General features: G+C 39.0%; 16 protein-coding genes and 1 other annotated feature. Of the genes, 9 read left to right on the top strand and 7 right to left on the bottom strand.

Going from position 1 to position 17,855, the window contains the following annotated elements:
• The first annotated feature begins 11 nt into the window (after nt 1-11).
• Genes PQ511_RS04160 through PQ511_RS04150 form a run of 3 tightly spaced genes read left to right on the top strand, consistent with a single transcriptional unit; the run spans nt 12 to nt 3,378 of the window.
• Complete coding sequence (locus PQ511_RS04160; protein ID WP_273850680.1) at nt 12-965, top strand: AAA family ATPase; 954 nt, start codon at nt 12-14, stop codon at nt 963-965.
• Nucleotides 962-2,158, top strand: coding sequence for a DUF58 domain-containing protein (locus PQ511_RS04155; protein WP_273850679.1), 1,197 nt, complete (start codon nt 962-964; stop codon nt 2,156-2,158). Before PQ511_RS04160 ends, PQ511_RS04155 begins: the two co-directional genes overlap by 4 nt.
• Nucleotides 2,158-3,378 carry a hypothetical protein gene (locus PQ511_RS04150; protein ID WP_273850678.1) on the top strand — a complete coding sequence of 407 codons (1,221 nt, stop codon included), beginning with the start codon at nt 2,158-2,160 and terminating at the stop codon, nt 3,376-3,378. Before PQ511_RS04155 ends, PQ511_RS04150 begins: the two co-directional genes overlap by 1 nt.
• Here the strand turns inward: PQ511_RS04150 and PQ511_RS04145 are convergent.
• Nucleotides 3,346-3,942 carry a CPBP family intramembrane glutamic endopeptidase gene (locus PQ511_RS04145; RefSeq protein WP_273850677.1) on the bottom strand — a complete coding sequence of 199 codons (597 nt, stop codon included), beginning with the start codon at nt 3,940-3,942 and terminating at the stop codon, nt 3,346-3,348. The genes PQ511_RS04150 and PQ511_RS04145 overlap by 33 nt on opposite strands.
• 90 nt (nt 3,943-4,032) lie before the next feature.
• Here PQ511_RS04145 and rnz point away from each other — a divergent pair, with 90 nt between their 5' ends.
• The gene (gene rnz, locus PQ511_RS04140) at nt 4,033-4,965 is read left to right on the top strand and encodes a ribonuclease Z (RefSeq protein WP_273850676.1); all 933 of its coding nucleotides are present in this window, start codon (nt 4,033-4,035) and stop codon (nt 4,963-4,965) included.
• Nucleotides 4,966-4,990: 25 nt separating this feature from the next.
• On the opposite strand, the gene namA is transcribed toward rnz, so the two are convergent.
• Nucleotides 4,991-6,010 carry an NADPH dehydrogenase NamA gene (gene namA / locus PQ511_RS04135; protein ID WP_273850675.1) on the bottom strand — a complete coding sequence of 340 codons (1,020 nt, stop codon included), beginning with the start codon at nt 6,008-6,010 and terminating at the stop codon, nt 4,991-4,993.
• Between the two features lie 74 nt (nt 6,011-6,084).
• Nucleotides 6,085-6,870, bottom strand: coding sequence for a glycerophosphodiester phosphodiesterase (locus PQ511_RS04130; RefSeq protein WP_273850674.1), 786 nt, complete (start codon nt 6,868-6,870; stop codon nt 6,085-6,087).
• 215 nt (nt 6,871-7,085) lie between these two features.
• Between PQ511_RS04130 and PQ511_RS04125 the strand changes: the two genes are divergently transcribed.
• From PQ511_RS04125 to PQ511_RS04115, 3 genes are all read left to right on the top strand, one after another.
• Nucleotides 7,086-8,702 carry a M20/M25/M40 family metallo-hydrolase gene (locus PQ511_RS04125; RefSeq protein ID WP_273850673.1) on the top strand — a complete coding sequence of 539 codons (1,617 nt, stop codon included), beginning with the start codon at nt 7,086-7,088 and terminating at the stop codon, nt 8,700-8,702.
• A gap of 70 nt (nt 8,703-8,772) precedes the next feature.
• Nucleotides 8,773-9,168, top strand: a complete 396-nt coding sequence (locus PQ511_RS04120) for a DoxX family protein (protein ID WP_273850672.1) — start codon at nt 8,773-8,775, stop codon at nt 9,166-9,168.
• 101 nt (nt 9,169-9,269) lie between these two features.
• Nucleotides 9,270-9,476 carry a heavy-metal-associated domain-containing protein gene (locus tag PQ511_RS04115; protein ID WP_273850670.1) on the top strand — a complete coding sequence of 69 codons (207 nt, stop codon included), beginning with the start codon at nt 9,270-9,272 and terminating at the stop codon, nt 9,474-9,476.
• 45 nt (nt 9,477-9,521) lie between these two features.
• Here the strand turns inward: PQ511_RS04115 and PQ511_RS04110 are convergent, their stop codons facing one another.
• Nucleotides 9,522-10,157 carry an FMN-dependent NADH-azoreductase gene (locus PQ511_RS04110; RefSeq protein WP_273850669.1) on the bottom strand — a complete coding sequence of 212 codons (636 nt, stop codon included), beginning with the start codon at nt 10,155-10,157 and terminating at the stop codon, nt 9,522-9,524.
• Nucleotides 10,158-10,323: 166 nt separating this feature from the next.
• Nucleotides 10,324-10,461: a hypothetical protein gene (locus PQ511_RS04105; protein ID WP_273850668.1), complete on the bottom strand. Its 138-nt coding sequence runs from the start codon at nt 10,459-10,461 to the stop codon at nt 10,324-10,326.
• Nucleotides 10,462-10,665: 204 nt separating this feature from the next.
• Here PQ511_RS04105 and cls point away from each other — a divergent pair, with 204 nt between their 5' ends.
• Complete coding sequence (gene cls, locus PQ511_RS04100) at nt 10,666-12,111, top strand: cardiolipin synthase (protein WP_273850667.1); 1,446 nt, start codon at nt 10,666-10,668, stop codon at nt 12,109-12,111.
• Nucleotides 12,112-12,303: 192 nt separating this feature from the next.
• Nucleotides 12,304-14,346, top strand: coding sequence for a peptidoglycan D,D-transpeptidase FtsI family protein (locus PQ511_RS04095; protein WP_273850666.1), 2,043 nt, complete (start codon nt 12,304-12,306; stop codon nt 14,344-14,346).
• 42 nt (nt 14,347-14,388) lie between these two features.
• Here the strand turns inward: PQ511_RS04095 and PQ511_RS04090 are convergent, their stop codons facing one another.
• Together PQ511_RS04090 and PQ511_RS04085 are read right to left on the bottom strand one after the other, a co-directional pair.
• Nucleotides 14,389-15,732: a sodium-dependent transporter gene (locus tag PQ511_RS04090; RefSeq protein WP_273850664.1), complete on the bottom strand. Its 1,344-nt coding sequence runs from the start codon at nt 15,730-15,732 to the stop codon at nt 14,389-14,391.
• 71 nt (nt 15,733-15,803) lie between these two features.
• Nucleotides 15,804-16,006: a binding site (T-box leader), on the bottom strand.
• A gap of 84 nt (nt 16,007-16,090) precedes the next feature.
• Complete coding sequence (locus tag PQ511_RS04085; protein WP_273850663.1) at nt 16,091-17,737, bottom strand: BCCT family transporter; 1,647 nt, start codon at nt 17,735-17,737, stop codon at nt 16,091-16,093.
• Nucleotides 17,738-17,855 lie beyond the last annotated feature (118 nt).

Below are 17,855 nucleotides of genomic sequence, written 5' to 3'. Positions count from 1 at the left end.
GAGCTACTAATATGAAGATTGTTGATAAGATCGAACTTGTCCAGAATGAAATGAAGAGAGTTTTAATTGGAAAAGAAAAAACGATTGAGCTTGTAATGATTTCATTGTTGAATAATGGCAATGTTCTATTGGAAGATGTTCCGGGCACTGGTAAGACCCTTCTCGCAAAATCCATGGCAGTCTTACTCGGTGGTCAATATAAAAGAGTTCAATTCACTCCTGATGTATTACCTGGTGATGTAACAGGTATTGAGTTTTTCAATCCGAAAAAGCAAGATTTTGAATTACGTCCAGGTCCTGTGATGACGAACGTATTGCTTGCGGATGAGATAAACCGAGCAACTCCTAGAACGCAGTCAAGTTTATTAGAAGTAATGGAAGAAAAGCAGGTAACGATTGAAGGAACAACACTTAAACTTCCAACACCTTTTATCGTAATAGCCACTCAAAACCCTCTTGAATCGCAGGGAACCTTTTCATTACCGGAAGCCCAGATGGATCGTTTCTTTATGCAGATGCAAACTGGGTATCCAACGCTGGAAGAAGAAAAACAAATGATTCAAATGATGAGACTAACAAATCCATTCAATGACTTAGAGGCGATCTTTGAAGCTGGAGAAATAGAAGTGTTTCAAGAACAAGTGAAGCAAGTGGTACTTTCTGAAGTCATTGAAGATTACCTATTAAGTATCGTGCACGCTACTAGAAACGGAGAGTACATAAGTGTTGGCGTTAGCCCAAGAGGAACCATTGCCTTTATGAAAGCAGCCCAGGGAAAAGCATTCATTGAAGGTAGGTCGTTTGTTACTCCTGAAGATATTCAGTTTGTAGCGCCATATGTCCTTAGTCATCGTCTTGTTTTGACGATGGAAGGAGCGATGCGTAAGACGAAACAAGCTTTACTACAAGAGATTTTATCCCAAGTTGACGTTCCTGTAGAAGCGAGGGGAGTTACTACTACATGAGATGGGAATCCCAGACCAGACTCTCTTCATTTTTAGGGTTAAGTTGGGTTTTGCTCATTGTTGCTTTCTATTTTCAATCAATTGAACTATTCCTAGTAACAATTGCAATAATGGTACTTGCCTATGGCACTCGTCTCTATTTAAAAAAAGCAGCTAGATCTGTTCAGTTAGAAAATAAGCGACAAACAATCAAGCTTTTTAAAGGGGAAGATGAAACACTTTCCTTTTCGGTGCAAAATCGAGGAAGATTGCCGGTTTGGAATGGTGAGCTGCGTTTTGCTCTTGAACCTGTTCTCCATCTTTCACATTTGGAAATCGTTCAAAATACAAAAAACCTTCACTACTATTCCATTCCTTTTTTTCTTAAACAAGAGGAACAGCAGAACATTTCCTTTTCCATTCATGCTCATCAAAGAGGAGCTACGCGAATTAGGAAGCTTCAATTTACAATAAAAGACCTCTTTGGCCTGGGTAGCCATGTATCGAGTCTTCACGGCTTTTTTCAAACAGAAGTAGTTATTTATCCAGAGTTGAAAGAGGTAAGTGGCCTGGAGCAGCTTTCAACTTATGAAATGGGGAACTTCCCTTATGAACATTCCCTCTACGAAAACCTCTCTGCTCCAGCTGGAGCTCGAGAGTACGTGAGCACCGACCCGTTTAATCGGATTCATTGGAAAGCAACGGCAAGGACGTCAGAGTTAAAAACAAAAATTTATGAGCGTTCGATTGAAATGAGATGGGTTTTTATTCTCGATTTGTCGGTTAAAAGAAAGAACAGTCCTGGTCAGGTTTCCAATCATATTGAGGCATATATTAGTCAACTCGCTTTTCTTTGTACTGTCGCTACAAAGCGAGGGATAGCATTTGAAATTTATATTAATTCAGACCCTGAAGGACCAGACCCTTCTATGATACTAGAAGCGGGCGAGGGGAATGCTCAATTAAGTAAAGCATTGGAGTTACTAGCTCGAATCGATGATACGAGACCACTTCTATCTTTCGATCGTATGAGTTCACTGCTCAAAAAGCGACTCACACAGCGTTCAGTTTTAATACGATTAAGTGAACCGATTCAATCTTTAGAAGAAGTTAACTTTTATCAGTATTTAAAGAACAAAGGGCATAAATGTTATGACGTGAAGTTAACAGATGGTCATGCTTATCTTAGTGAAATAGAAAGGATATCGGATTGATGAAGGGTTTCAGAAATCTTCCCCATTTTCTCTATTACATTTATGATATGGTTTTCGTGTATTTTCTTCTCATGTTCTTTTATTTGTACGAAAAAAACCTTCCGCCGATCTTCCCTTTTCTTGTTCTTTTCATTGGTTGTGGAGGCTGCTTTTTTCTTGTTTATTTTAAAAATCGAGACCACGTCACGTTTGCATGGGTGCTTTTCTTAACCATATTAACTTTTACTGTGGGAATATTATTAAATGTACCGCTTTTTTATGCCATTCTTCTTTCAATCACGATTGCATGGCGTAGTTATGTCAACATGAGAGAGACAAGTCGGCATGATGATACCATACTATTTTTCTTGAGCTTCGCTGGGGCTTTTTTATTTTTTCTGTTCAGTAATTCTTCTGAACTAAGACAGTTGGTTTTTCTATTTCCTCTCGTTCAATTTCTTTTGCTTCTTATATGTAGAGCAGCAGTAGAGATAAGAAATACAAGGGGACCACATCAGGCAAAATGGGCAATGAGTTCGATTCTTCTAATATTAGCTGTTTCTAGCGGTTTGTTTAGTATACTCATTTGGATGAAAGAGCCACTCATTAAAGTGATCTCTTATTCGGTAAGCGGAGTAGGATATATCATTGGTTTGCCGATCTACTGGCTAACCTCAAACCTTCCTACTCGATCTACTCAAAATTCGCTTCTCTTAGAAGCGAACAATCAATTGGAAAACCAAGAAGTAAACAAGGAACAAATGGTAAATGGAGAAAGTCTAGATTTACCACTTGAGCTTATTTTCTATACATGCCTTACTATTGCGTTACTCGTTCTATTGTTTATCTTTTACAAAAAAAGACTTGCGTTATCTCGCCTTCCCGTAAGATCTTTTGCGACTTTAACGAGTGAAATGTTGAAGGCAAGCGAAGAAAAGAAAGTCACACAAACAACACCACCATCGAATCAGATAAGAAAGCAGCTTTATGATCTAGAAATAAAAGCAATAAAGTATGGGTTTGGGCGTTACTCAGGAGAAACATTAAGTGAATGGTTAAAGAAAATTCCTGGTGAAACTGACAGCAAGAATAGGGTTCGAGACATCTACATAAAGGAAAGGTATGGAGGAGTACATCCTGATCGTCAGGAAATCCTTCTATACAAACAGCATATGAAGAATCTCCATCAGAAATTAAGAGAGCATGCCTCACAGAAGCGGAAAAAAGACAAGAAGAAATAAATCAAATACAAGGTGTGAAAGCAAGGGAACAATCATATTATGGGTCCTGTCATATAAGTAGCCCCATACGCATCCAGCTAACACAGCAGCAATCAGGAGAAGGAAAACGCCTGCATAAAGGTGCGCAGTCATATAGAGAAGCGCTGCTAGTAAAATCGGAAATTTAAGTTTACGCGTTTTAAGTTCTGCTTGAACAAGTCCTCTCCAAAATAATTCTTCTCCAGGAATAATAATCAGAATTAGACTTATATAGTGCCATGCTTTAACTGGTGCAACAAGATTGTAAAGTTCATCGACCTGTATGATGAATTGCGGGAATAAAGCAAGCATAAGAATCTTACCCAATAAGAATACAAAATAAAGGAATACGCCGCTTAACATTCCAATTAATAGATGAAATTGGGACGGTTTTTTCCATTTCACTTTTCGAATTGAAATTCCTCCAAGGAGGAGAAGAGAAAGAGTAAAGAGTGGCCAAAAAACGTCTTTAAACAAATAGAAAGATAGGAATAATAGGCAATGTGATAGAAATAGTAAAAAATATAATTGTTTGTTTGAAAGCATCCTATTCAGCTCCTATATCAAATGCATATATACAGTGTAGCGGATCATTGACTCGTTTGCGACAAAGAAGAGGTAAGAAGGAGGATTGAAATGGAATTCACATTTCTAGGAACAGGTGCCGGAGTTCCTTCAACGAAACGAAACGTTAGTTCCACCGCTCTTCGGTTGGATTCTGGAGAAGTTTGGTTGTTTGATTGTGGAGAAGCAACGCAGCATCAAATACTTACATCTACCATTACCCTCAGTAAAGTGACCGCAATTTTTATTACACATTTACATGGTGATCATATCTTCGGCCTGCCCGGCATTCTAGGAAGTCGTTCCTTTCAAGGTGGAGAGACGGAACTGAAGATATATGGCCCTAAAGGGCTTGCTCGTTTTATTAATACCGCCATAGAAATTAGCGGTACGCATCTTCGTTATCCGCTCCGTATGATAGAAGTAGAGGACGGTTTTCAAGTACAAGAGTCTGATATGGATATTAAGGTGGCTTTATTAGAACATGGAATCGATAGTTTTGGTTATCGAATAGAAGAAGCAGATAAGATCGGGTCGTTAAATGTTGAAAAATTAAAATCACTTGGTGTTCAACCCGGACCGGTTTATCAAAAATTCAAAAAGGGAGAATCCATTACATTAGAAAGTGGAAACAAGGTTCATGCAAGTGAAGTCATTGGTCCACCAATCAAAGGAAGGCATATCGTTTATTGTGGGGACACTCGGTTTCTTGAAAAGACGATTAGTTTTGCAACAAATGCCGATCTTTTGATTCATGAAGCTACTTTTTCAAGTGAGAAGTCTTCGCTAGCATTTGAGTATTATCACTCTACAACGAAGGAAGCGGCTCAAATTGCTAAGACGGCTAATGTCAAGAAACTGTTATTAAACCATATAAGTTCACGTTATCAAGAGGTTGATATGGAAGAGCTTTTGTGTGAAGCAAAAGCTGTTTTTGAAAATACGGAAATCGTAAAAGACCATATGACAGTTCATCTGCCATTAACAAAACCGAGCTCATCTTGAGCTCGGTTTTGTTCTAGCCTATGACTTAATTCCAACCACGTTCATACTGTTTAGGTGCTTCTAGATCTGCCCCAAGTTCAGCTGCAGCCGTTCTCGCCCAGTAAGGATCTCTTAAAAGTTCTCTCGCAAGCAAGACAAGATCAGCACGGTTGTTATGAATGATTTCCTCTGCCTGGAGAGGATGTGTGATTAATCCAACTGCTCCAGTTGCGATTTCCGCTTTATTCCGAATTTGCTCAGCGTGTTTAACTTGATATCCTGGAAAGGCATCAATGCTCGCTGGTACAACCCCGCCTGTACTACAATCTACAAGATCAACGCCTTGTTTTTTCATTTCGCTTGAAAAATAAATGAAGTCCTCCATTGTATTTCCATCTTCGTTGTATTCTTCCGCTGAAATACGTACAAAGAGTGGACCATTCCATACACTGTTCACTTCTGTGATGATTTCTTTAAGAAAGCGATAGCGATTTTCTTTTGAACCACCATACTGATCCTCACGTTTGTTGGTTAATGGAGATAAAAATTCATTTATTAAATAACCGTGAGCACCGTGAAGTTCAATAACATCAAACCCTGCTTCGTTTGCTCTTAGTGCACCTTCTTTAAAGGCCACAATTGTTTCGTTAATTTGTTCAATTGTCATCTCTTCAGGTGTTTTCATTTTATCATTAAAAGGAATGGCTGAAGGTGCAATAATCGGACCATCCAATACAGCTTTTCGGCCAGCATGGGCAAGTTGAATGCCTACTTTTGCTCCCTGTTCCTGAGAAAGGTGCACAATTTTTTTCAATCCTTCTATATGGTCGTCATTCCAAATGCCAAGGTCCTGTGGAGAGATGCGGCCCTGCTCAGTAACAGCGGCTGCTTCTGTAATAATCAAACCTGTTCCTCCTACAGCTCTAGAAGTATAGTGTGTGTAGTGGAAATCGGTTGCTTTCCCGTCCATAGCTTCACACGAATACATGCACATAGGACTCATTACAATTCGATTAGGAAATGTAACGTTTTTAATTGTATAAGGTGTAAATAATGCTGATGACATGCGATCTCTCCTTTATTACTTCTTTCGTGACCCTAAGTATAGCACGTACAAAAATAGAAGTCGCAAATCGTGCTTTACTTTGTTATTATGCTCCAAATCTGTTTCCACCAAGTTTTTTTTTGCTGAGAAATTTGCTTGTTATGCATAATATTTAGAGCTAGATCAGGAACATCCGTCATTAAACCGTCAACTTCCCAATCAAGAAACTGTCTGATCCATTTTTCTTCATTTACCGTATAAGGGCGTACTTTTATACCTTGAGATCGAACGGTTTTAATAAGTGGTCCATGGATGGATTTGAAATGAGGATGAATGGCTTTCGCTTTTAGTTTTTTCGCGTATTGCCATGGTTCATGTAGATTCCCTTTGTAAAGAGGTGCAGTTTCTAATTTAGACCATAATTTATGTACTTCAAGCAATCGTTCATGTTCAAAGCTAGAAATCAGCGTGTTTTTCTCAGAACGAAATTTTTTTATCATCGGGATCGCTGTTTGAGCAAGAAGATCATCATTTTCTCGATAGTATTTTAATTCAATATTTAGCCACAAATCAGGATAATTGGAAGCGAAAATCAATACTTCCTCCAAAGAGGGAATGCGCTCTTGTTGAAACTTTGGTGAAAACCAGCTGCCAGCATCAAGCTTTTTAAGATCAGCATAGGTAGTATCGGTCACAATTCCTTTCCCGGATGTCGTCCGCTTTAATGTACGATCGTGAATGACAACCGGAACCCCATCTTTTGAAAGTTGGATATCAATTTCAATTCCTTCAGCTCCAAGTTCTACCGCCCGTTTATAAGCACTTAATGTATTTTCTGGACATTGTCGACTGGCGCCTCTATGAGCAAATATGATTGTCATGATTTTCCCCATTTCTTCTGGTCTTTTCAAGTTTTGTATGTATAAAATATGATAAAGTGAACTCCTATTCGAACTTGGAGAACATTCACTTTTCCTAAACGGTTTGAAAGTGGCTGAGGTAATGAGACGGTGAGTCTTCATAAAAAACCGTCTATGCCCATTTAACCTACCAAAAACAGGTGAATTATGCAAAAAAAAGAGGAGGGGGCGCTAAGATGGAGAAATGGCAATCAAAAGAATCGCTAATGTATTTGTTATCAAGGCTTGTCGAACATCAGAGTATTACAGGTTCTTACCCAGAGGTAGCACTTGCAGAATATATCCATCTTCAGCTTCAGGATCTAGACTATTTTAAAGATAATCCTCACATGCTTGCTCTTCATCCAACAAGTGATGGTCGTTCTTTTGTTACAGGGCTCATTAAGAATGGAGCAGCGAAGAAAACGGTCATTTTAATTAGTCATTTTGACGTAGTCGATGTAGAAGATTACGGACAATTAAAAAATCTAGCATTCAGCCCCTACGACTTAACGGAAGAGATATACAAGAATCTCGATAAAATGCCACTAGAAGTTCAGAATGATCTTGAAAGTGGAGAGTGGGTGTTTGGTCGAGGTGTGATGGATATGAAAGCCGGAATTGCCTTACAGATGAGCATGCTTGAAAAAGCAAATGCCGGGGAGTTTGATGGAAATCTTTTATTCCTGACTGTTCCAGATGAGGAAGCCAATTCATTAGGAATGATTGAAGCCGTTCCAGTGCTCGTTGAAATGGCGAAACAACATGATCTCAACTATACAGCGTGTTTAAATTCTGAACCTGTTTTCACGAATTATCCAGGTGATCAAAATCTCTATGTCTATTCTGGATCAATCGGCAAGTTACTTCCTGGTTTTTTTTGTTATGGTCAAGAAACGCATGTTGGCGAGCCATTCTCTGGCTTAAATGCGAATTACATGGTTGCAGAGGTAACCAAAGAGTTAGAATTAAATGCTGATTTCTGTGAAGTCGTTGATGGAGAGGTAACACCTCCACCAACAAATTTAATGCAAAAGGATTTAAAAGAAGGATATTCAGTTCAAATTCCACATGTAGGCGTCACGCTCTTTAATGTGCTAGGGATGGAAAGTAGCATTCAGCAAATTACGGATAAATTGATGAAGGCTGTAAAAACTGCCGCAAGGCGTATAGAACACCATTACTTAGAAAAAGCCACTGCTTTCTCGATGCTTCAAAGCTATGTTCCTGAGCCGTTTAAAGTCAATGTATTAACCTATGAACAACTGCACCAACGGGCTGTGACTTTGTTTGGAGAAGCGGAGATTAAGCGTCGCCAGGATTACATCTCAGCAAATTTTAAAGATCTTGGGGATCGAGATCTCTCCACAAGAATGGTGTTTGATCTTGCTGCACTTTGTAAAGACGATGGGCCAATGATCGTTCTTTTTTTTAACCCGCCATTCTACCCGGCCGTTTCTTCTCGTCATGATCCATTTATTCAGGAAACGATTCATCGTGTCATGGCTTATAGTGATACAAAGCATGAAGTGAAATTGAAACCGCAACATTACTTTCCGGGGCTCTCAGATTTAAGTTTTGTTGGATTGGAACGAACAAAGGAAACGATTCAGCCACTAATGAGCAATATGCCTTTATACGGGCAATCTTATACTTTGCCACTCGAGGCACTAGAGCAATTGAAGGTTCCTGTTATGAACCTTGGTCCAAAGGGCAGAGATGCGCATAAATGGACGGAACGACTAGAACTAACCTACTCTTTTGAAACGCTACATGAAATGCTGCCATTTACAATTAAACAACTCCTTCGGTAAAGCGTTTCTCTTCTAAACAAGATGGAAAGTTTGCTATCATATAAGAATCCAATTAAAAAGGAGATTCTTTATGATAAAAACAGTTCGTAGAATTGGGCTAGTGCTATTTGCTCTCTTCTTTATTTTTGCGGGTATTGCCCATTTTGTCCAAGGGGAAGGTTTCGCTGCAATGATTCCTGAATGGGTACCGTTCCGCCTTGGTTTGATTTATGTCACAGGGGTTCTTGAGATTGTGTTAGCTATTTTGCTTCTCATTCCTACTACGCGAAAGCAGGCTCGATTTTGGACGGCAGTTTATTTAATTCTTATTTTTCCTGCTAATATTTATGCAGCGATTGCAGGAGTTCCAGCACCTGGACAGGAAGAAGCAAATAAAATGCTCCTTTGGATTCGCTTACTATTCCAGCCATTATTGATTTGGTGGGTGCTATGGGCTGCAAAACAAAAGAATCATTCAGCACGTTAACGTCATAGGAAATTCCTTCATGTTAGCTTCTTGTTTCTTCATAGTATCTTGTTAAATGGGAAGAATAATAACTATACAAGTTCGTGAGGGGAGACAGTGTATTGGAACAAGTAACCTTGAAAATTGATGGAATGACCGGCGATTATTGTGCAGCAGTTATTCGTAGCGCCTTACTCGAATCAAGTGGTGTATCAGCTGTCGAAATTCATTTTAAAGAAGGTAATGCTACTGTTACCTTTGATCCAAGCAAGGTTTCTCAATCTACTTTGCAAGAAATAGTAGAAAACCAGGGATATGTCGTCTCATAGAAAAACCAGCTGACTTGTCAGCTGGTTTTTAATAAATGAATGATTTTAGAATGTATGTGCTGCATCTTTCGCACGTGCAATTGCATTTTGTTTAATTTCTTCTGCTTTTTCTGGCATCGCGTTATGACCTTCTACAAAAAGTCCTTCGTAGCTTGGAACGCCATAGAATTGCATCATCGTTGTAAAGTAGCGATGTCCCATCTCCATTTCAGCTGCAGGACCTTCTGAATATACCCCACCGCGAGCCTGAATGTGAATCGCTTTTTTATCTGTTAAAAGACCAACTGGCCCATTTTCAGTATATTTGAAGGCTTTACCAGCTACTGAAACTGAGTCAAAATAAGCTTTCATTACTGGAGGGAAAGAGAAATTCCACAGTGGTGTGACAAAAATATATTTATCAGCTTCAATAAATTCTTCACTTAATTCATTAAGTCGCTGTACTTTTTCTTGCTCACTAGCCGATAATTCTTCAAACCCTTTGCCGGACTGTAACTTGCCCCAACCGCTAAATACATCCGCATCAATTTGAGGGATGTGCTCACGATAAAGGTCGAGATGAACAACCTGATCGTTTTTATTTGCCTCTTTGTAAGTGTCGATAAAGGCTTTCCCTACTGCCATACTATAAGATTGTGTATCATCGTGTGGATGAGCTGTGATGTATAATACTTTTGCCATTTCCGTATTCATTCCTTTCATGATGTGTGGATTTATCTCGAATTAAATTATTATTAATTCAGGACAAATTATAAAGGAGACGGATTGTGGTTTCAAGTATTTTGCTTATTATCAGGATTCGTTGGGTTAAAGAGGAATAAAAAAAGCCTTGCTTTTTAAGCAAGGCTTAGCTTTTAGGCTGCTGATATGGATTACCGCTGAGATTTTTTCTGACTTCATCTGTAAGGATAAAAGGTTGCTTTTTTTCAACAGAGGTTGATGAGGAACTAGAGCTTCCATCAAAATGAATTGGTTTACCAATCATTAGAACGCCTCCTTGTCTCGTATTACGTTTATTTTACTTTGACTTTCAAAGAAATGGAAGGGATTCCATGATTTTAAAGGTGAAGTTCTTCTATAAAAAGAAAATGTGATATCTTTAAATTGTAAATCTTAATAACAAGCTTTAAATGCTGTAAACTGAAGTTATGACGTTATTTGTTACGGTGTTCGCTAAAGGAGCTATTTTATGCACATTATATCAATTTTATTAGGGGTTTTATTTGTACTTAATCTTGGATTTGCCGCTCTCGTTATTTTTCTTGAACGTAAGGATGCTGGTGCCACGTGGGCCTGGCTAATGGTTTTGCTTTTCATACCTCTTCTTGGTTTTGTAATGTACCTGGTCTTTGGTCAAAACCTAAGCAGAAGGCGGTTATTCGACTGGGAAAACATTAAGAAAGTAGGAATTGAGGATTTAATAGAGGAACAGGTTAGTGAAATTAAAAGCGGTGTTTACCCATTTAGGCATGAGGAAATTGCGCGACACAAGGATCTGATTTATATGCATCTCGTAAATGATGATGCAGTGCTCACACAGGACAATGCGATTCATATTTTTTCAGATGGTAAAAAAAAGTTTGATTCTCTTATTGAGGATATTGGGCGTGCTAAGGATCATATTCATTTTCAATATTACATTTTCCAAAAAGATGATTTGGGAAAAAGAATTGTAGAAAAGCTCGCTCAAATGGCGCGAGAAGGGGTAAAAGTTCGCGTTCTTTATGATGAGATGGGGTCGCGAAAAACGAGGAAGCGTTTTTTCAGAGAACTGATTGAAGCAGGCGGAGAAGTAGAGGTCTTTTTTCCCTCACGTATTCCCTATGTGAATACGCGACTGAATTACCGAAATCATCGTAAGCTTGTTATTATTGACGGTACTCTCGGCTATGTTGGTGGATTTAATGTAGGGGATGAGTATCTTGGATTAAACCCGAAGTTTGGATATTGGCGAGATACACACCTTCGTATCGAGGGAAGTGCAACTCTCGCGATGCAAACCAGGTTTTTGCTAGATTGGAATCATGCTGCACGAAATAAGGTAGGGTATGAATCTTGCTACTTCCCAATCATTGAACCCATAGGAAAAGCAGGAGTTCAAGTTGTTAGCAGTGGACCTGATTCTGAATGGGAACAAATCAAAAATGGCTATATTAAGTTGATTACTTCTGCGAAACGAACCATTTTTATCCAAACGCCTTATTTTATACCTGATGCTAGCCTACTAGATGCACTTCGTATTGCAGCCCTTAGCGGTGTAGATGTAAAATTAATGATTCCCAATAAGCCTGATCATCCGTTTGTCTATTGGGCGACCTATTCCTACGTTGGTGAACTATTAAAAGCAGGGGCCAGAATATACATTTATCAAAATGGTTTTGTACATGCAAAAACGATAACGATCGATCGTGAAATTTCTTCTGTTGGAACCGCAAATATTGATGTTCGCAGTTTTCGATTAAATTTTGAAGTGAACGCCTTTATTTATGACGAACAAATATCTACAGAATTAGAAAATATTTTTATTGAAGATATGAAGAAAAGCGTTGAATTAACAGAAGAAGCCTATTTAGACAGGTCACTTTGGATTCGATTTAAAGAGTCAATCTCAAGGTTGCTGTCTCCTATTCTATAACTCCTCATTTCTTTTCGAAAAGCGTGCTACCCCAGCACGCTTTTTTAATATGATTTATAAGAAAATAGATGTCCTTTCATGTCACTTTCCTTTCATGAAAAAGTTTGAATATATTTTCTAATAAGGAAAAAAGTCCTAAGGATCCTGTGTTATGATAGTTGGGAAGATAAGGAAATGAGCGGGGGATAGTCTATGATTAAAGAAAAAATGAAAAAAACACACGTGCCGTTTCGGCTGAATATTTTATTTTTATTTGTTTTTTTATTATTTTCAGTTCTTATACTAAGGCTTGGGATGATTCAAATTGTACAAGGGGAAGATTTTGAAAGGATATCAGAGCAAACCGAGAATGTGACAGCAAAATCTTCAGCTCCAAGAGGGAAAATGTATGATCGGTATGGACGAGTGCTGGTCGACAATGAGCCGACATTTACGTTAACCTATATTCGAAATCAAAATACCACACAACAGGAAAGACTTGAAGTGGCTCGTAAACTAGCAACATTTATCGTAATGGATACGGACAAGGTGACGGAACGCGATTTGAAAGATTTCTGGATTATCACTAGACCAGAAAAAGCCAAAGCGAAACTATCGGATGAAGAATGGGGAGAACTTGAATCTAAAAAGGCTTATCAGCTTCAAATTGATCGCATAAAGGAAGAAGATCTTAAGGAAGTTACCAGTGATAAAGAGGAAATGAAACTTGCTGCAATCAAGCGACAAATGGATTCTGGGTATGCGCTTTCTTCTCAATCTATCAAAAAAGGATTAACCCGGGAAGAAATTGCACAGGTTAGTGAAAACCTTGAAGATTTGCCCGGCGTCGATATATCTCCGGATGCTGAACGCGTCTATCCTTATAAGGAAACGATGGAAACGATGTTTGGTAATCTCGGACAAATCCCAAAAGAATCATTGGATGCCTATACAATGAAAGGTTACGATAATAATGATCTAGTTGGTATTAGCTATCTGGAGAAGCAATATGAAGATTTATTAAGAGGCCAGAAATCCATGAAGAAATATGTTACGGACAAATCAGGAAAGCCAATTGGCGAACCTGAAGCGATTCCTGGTAAAAGAGGGAATGACCTGGTTTTAACAGTCGATATTGATTTGCAACAGGAGCTTGAAACGATTCTTGAAGAAGAATTAAGAAAAGCAAGAGCGCGTGGGAACCCATATGCAGACCGTGCTTATGCGATTGGATTGGATCCAGAGACAGGTGAGGTATTAGCCTTCGGCGGAACGAAATATAGCTCTAAAGACAATGACTATGTTGAATATTCGTATGGAACCTTGTCAGAAGCGTATGAAATGGGGTCAGCAGTAAAAGGGGCTTCTGTATTAACGGGTTATGAAACAGGAGTCATTAGTCATGGCACGACTTTATTTGATACCCCAATATCGATACCTGTTACTAAAGATAAGGCGTCATATGCTAACCTGGGCTGGGTGAATGATGTTGAAGCGTTAGAAAGATCATCCAACGTCTACATGTTCAGGATCGCCATGATGATGGCAGGATATGATTATGTTCCAAACACAAGTGGGATTCCGTGGGATCCAAGTGCATATAATGAGGTTCGCTATCATTTTAATCAGTTTGGTCTTGGAAAGAAGACAGGAATTGATATGCCAATTGAAACGACAGGAATCAATGGTGGTATTGAGCAAATTGGTAACCTAATGGACTTAATGATTGGGCAATTTGATACGTACACGCCTCTTCAGATGGCTCAATATATTTCAACGATTGCAAACGATGGAAAAAGAATTCAGCCCCATTTCTTAAAAGAAGTTCACGAGGCCTCGAATGTCGATGGCTTATCAAATATTATTGTAGATCAGTTTGATACAAACGTAATGAATCGCATTCAAATGAGTCAAAGCGATATTAGCAGAGTCCAAAATGGGTTATGGAGAGTGACAAATGCTAGTAACGGAACAGCAACGAAATATTTTAAGGGAACAGATTTTACTCATGCCGGTAAAACGGGTACTGCTGAAGTAAAGTTTGGTCCAAATAATAGCGTAGAAGGATTTAATTTAACCTTTGTGGGTTATGCCCCTTATGAAAATCCCGAAATTGCGTTAGCGGTTGTGGTTCCAAGCTTAAGTAGTGATAGAAATGAATCCGTAAACAAAGATATTGCTAGACGATTATTTGAAGCTTATTTTGATCTAAAAGATGAACCAAAACCTTCAGCACCTATTGAAGAAGACGAATAACAAAGCAAAAAGCCTCGCCATTGTGGCGAGGCTTTTGGTTGCTTACCAAATCCCAAGAACATCTAACATAACGAATAGAATAAGAAGCGGTGCGACGAAACGGATAAGAAAATACCACGTTTCGAACAACCCTTTCTTTAATCCACTTCCACGTTTCAATTCTTCATATAGGGCAGATTTTTTCATTTTTAAAGGAACAAAAATGGAGATTAACAAAGCTCCGATCGGAAGAAGTACATTACTAACCGCATAATCCGCTAGATCAAATATCGTTTTATTAAATAAGGTGACATCGCTTAAAACGCCGTATGAAAGAGCTGATGGAATGCCAACAGCGAAAATGGCAAGTCCAATGATCCATGCCCATTTTTTTCGTTTATTAAGGTCCCCTTTGGAAATAACCGAGACAATGATCTCAAGCATTGAAAAGGCAGAAGTTAATGCTGCAAACAAGAACAGTACCAAAAAGGCGATGAAAAAGAGCATTCCAAATGGTAACTGACCAAATACTGTTGGAAGCACATTAAATAAGAGAACGGGACCTGCTCCAGCTTCAAGGTTGAAAGCGAAAACTGCCGGAAAGATGGCCAAGCCAGCAAGAAGAACGATAAAAATGTTCATGACCACAATCGAGAGAGCAGAGCGGGGTAAGCTTTGCGTTTTCGGTAAGTAAGAACTATACGTGACCATAACCGATACCCCAACACTTAGTGTGAAAAAAGACTGTCCCATTGCTTCTAAGATTGTTTGAGACGTTACTTTTGAAAAATCAGGTTGAAGCAAGAATAATATCCCTTCCATTGACCCTTCTAGCGTAACGGCTCGAATCACTAGAATAATGAAGAGAAGAAATAAAGCCGGCATCATGATTTTACTTGCCTGTTCAATCCCCTTTTCAACACCTCTAGCTACAACAAGAATGGTTAAAATAATGAAAATGAATTGCGAGAAAATACTAATAAATGAATTGGAGATCGTTGTTCCAAAAACTTGTGCGTATTCATCAGATGAAAGCCCGGTTAGCTCCCCTGTAATGGCTTTATACAGATAGGCAATGATCCATCCTCCAATAACACTGTAAAATGACAGTAAGATGAAAGAAGTGACCATCCCCATAATTCCAACACGATACCATTTTGATTCCGGTGATATGGTTTTATAAGAATCTACGGCGTTGCTTTGAGCAGTTCGTCCTATCGAAAATTCCGCTAGGAGAAGTGGGAGGCCAAGGATCAATGTAAATAAGATGAAGATTAGAAAGAAAGCGCCACCTCCATTTTGACCTGCAGTGTACGGGAATTTCCATATGGCTCCAAGACCAATCGCTGATCCTGCTGCAGCGAGAATAAATCCAAGTCTTGAAGACCACTGTTCGTTTTGACTCATGATGATGCTCCTTTCATGGTTGATTGAATGCTAACTCCGTTATTCCACAAAAAAATCGCCCCTACGTTATCCGTAGGGACGATTGTTATCGCGGTACCACCCTGGTTGTGAGAAAACTCACCACTTCATTGTGTAACGATCTTCACCGTCTTTTGCATGTGCAAAAGAAGCTCCAGAAATGAAATTCACGCCCTTTTATATACCGATTCTCACCAACCATCGGCTCTCTTCAATAGGGAAAAGGTTGCTACTGGGTTTCCTTCAAAGCAGTTCAATATTTAGTAGAGTTATTCAATTTTTATCATGACCTATTGAAAGTGTCAATATAATTTTAAATATGGAAAAATTATCTGCTAAGCTAATCGTCTTTCTTCTCCTCTTCAAAATGAGCATCGATGGGGCCTTTTTGCTGTTTCTTTTTCTTACGGCGGATCGATTGTAAAATCTTTTTGTAGTTTAATGAAAACGTTTTGGGCTCATAATGTTCAGAAGCTTTAATATCAGCCGTAGAAGCTCGCATAAACGACCAACCTAGCATAATCATGATAAAGAGAAGGGGAAATCCACCGACGATACTTGCGGTTTGAAGAGTACCTAGGCCACCTACAAACATAAGAACTAACGGCATAAGGCAAAGCGCGAATGCCCAAAACAGTCGGTTCCAGCGCAACGGTTCATCCTTCACCTCTTTTTGAACAACGGAGGCTAAAATATAGGAACTTGAATCAAACGTAGTCGCTAGAAAAATAATCGCTAATATGACAAAAATGAAAATCATAAACCATGATAAGGGAAGTTGGGCAATTATTTCAATAATGGCTCTTGGCGCCCCTTCATTATTTAGAACCTTTATGACGTCAAATTCACCTGTTAACTGCATATGAAGTCCGTAATTTCCAAGGATTCCAAAAAATAATAAACTTCCAAGAGTTCCATAACTGATGGTCCCAAGGATCATTTGTTTGATGGAACGGCCTCTTGATATTTTGGCAACAAACAAGCCGACAAAAGGCGCGTAGACGAGCCACCATGCCCAGTAAAACACGGTCCAACTTTCTGGAAAACCCGTTTTTTCATATGGACCAAGCGCATTGAATGGTTCCGTCCAAGTGCTCATATGAAAGAAGTTATCCATTAATAAACCGACACTGTTGGTTGCGGTCTCAACGAGAAAGCGGGTTGGCCCAAAGATTAGTACAAATAAAAGCAGAAAAATGGAGAGGACTAAGTTAATATCCGATAATACTTTAATGCCTTTTTTTAATCCTGAATAGGCACTTATAGCAAAAATAGCTGTCACAAGAACAAGGATTAGCGTTTTTAAAACCATTGTGACACCAATACCTGTGAGAGCGTCTATTCCCTCTGCAATCATTGGGGTACCAAGGGCAAGCGTTGTTCCTGCTCCACCAAGTAGACCAAACATAAATAGCACATCAATAATCGTTCCAAGAGGTCCATCGACTAAGTTGCCGATCAATGGTCTTGTTGCTTCGCTTATTTTTAGGACTGGTTTTTTTCGTACATAGTAAAAATACGCCATAGGTAAAGCTGGAAGCGTATAGATAGCCCATGCGATCGGTCCCCAATGGAAGATTCCGTATGTACTTGCCCAAAGAATCGCTTCTTTCGTACCTGGCTCTAATCCAAAAGGCGGTCCTTGATAGTAATAAGCCCATTCAATTGTGCCCCAATATAAAATACTAGAGCCAATTCCAGCACAGAAGAGCATCCCTGCCCAAGAAAAATTGTTGAATTCCGGTCGCTCGTCTTCTTCACCTAAACGCACTCTTCCGTTATCACTAAAGGCCACATAAATTAAAAAGAAAAAGATACCGAGCCCAACTAGTAAGTAGAGCACCCCGAATTGGGTAGTCACGAACTCATTCGCTTTGTTAACAAATTCCTTTCCGCTCTCCGGAAAAAGTACAAGCGGAACGGTTACAAGTAGTAATAAACTTAGAGCACCTAAAAACGTAGGCCAATCAATTAAACGCTTATCCATTTCCTTTTAAGCTCCTTTACGATAGCTAACTAAGCTTAGTTTCTAGCATGCCCACATTTTTATACAACGTTTTTATTTTTGGAAAGGGAGGGGGTTTTGCTATACTAATGGAAGAGAA

It is taken from the genome of Guptibacillus spartinae (genome assembly GCF_028610625.1).
Classification (GTDB): domain Bacteria; phylum Bacillota; class Bacilli; order Bacillales; family Guptibacillaceae; genus Guptibacillus; species Guptibacillus spartinae.
This window is presented reverse-complemented; position numbering and strand designations above follow the sequence as displayed.

Bases quoted from the DNA above. Each gene is read 5' to 3' on its own strand.
- rnz (WP_273850676.1), top strand. From the start codon at position 4,033: ATGGAATTCACATTTCTAGGAACAGGTGCCGGAGTTCCTTCAACGAAA.
- PQ511_RS04125 (WP_273850673.1), top strand. From the start codon at position 7,086: ATGGAGAAATGGCAATCAAAAGAATCGCTAATGTATTTGTTATCAAGG.
- namA (WP_273850675.1), bottom strand. From the start codon at position 6,010: ATGTCATCAGCATTATTTACACCTTATACAATTAAAAACGTTACATTT.
- PQ511_RS04095 (WP_273850666.1), top strand. From the start codon at position 12,304: ATGATTAAAGAAAAAATGAAAAAAACACACGTGCCGTTTCGGCTGAAT.
- PQ511_RS04130 (WP_273850674.1), bottom strand. From the start codon at position 6,870: ATGACAATCATATTTGCTCATAGAGGCGCCAGTCGACAATGTCCAGAA.
- PQ511_RS04160 (WP_273850680.1), top strand. From the start codon at position 12: ATGAAGATTGTTGATAAGATCGAACTTGTCCAGAATGAAATGAAGAGA.
- PQ511_RS04105 (WP_273850668.1), bottom strand. From the start codon at position 10,461: ATGATTGGTAAACCAATTCATTTTGATGGAAGCTCTAGTTCCTCATCA.
- PQ511_RS04110 (WP_273850669.1), bottom strand. From the start codon at position 10,157: ATGGCAAAAGTATTATACATCACAGCTCATCCACACGATGATACACAA.
- PQ511_RS04090 (WP_273850664.1), bottom strand. From the start codon at position 15,732: ATGAGTCAAAACGAACAGTGGTCTTCAAGACTTGGATTTATTCTCGCT.
- PQ511_RS04155 (WP_273850679.1), top strand. From the start codon at position 962: ATGAGATGGGAATCCCAGACCAGACTCTCTTCATTTTTAGGGTTAAGT.
- cls (WP_273850667.1), top strand. From the start codon at position 10,666: ATGCACATTATATCAATTTTATTAGGGGTTTTATTTGTACTTAATCTT.
- PQ511_RS04085 (WP_273850663.1), bottom strand. From the start codon at position 17,737: ATGGATAAGCGTTTAATTGATTGGCCTACGTTTTTAGGTGCTCTAAGT.
- PQ511_RS04120 (WP_273850672.1), top strand. From the start codon at position 8,773: ATGATAAAAACAGTTCGTAGAATTGGGCTAGTGCTATTTGCTCTCTTC.
- PQ511_RS04145 (WP_273850677.1), bottom strand. From the start codon at position 3,942: ATGCTTTCAAACAAACAATTATATTTTTTACTATTTCTATCACATTGC.
- PQ511_RS04150 (WP_273850678.1), top strand. From the start codon at position 2,158: ATGAAGGGTTTCAGAAATCTTCCCCATTTTCTCTATTACATTTATGAT.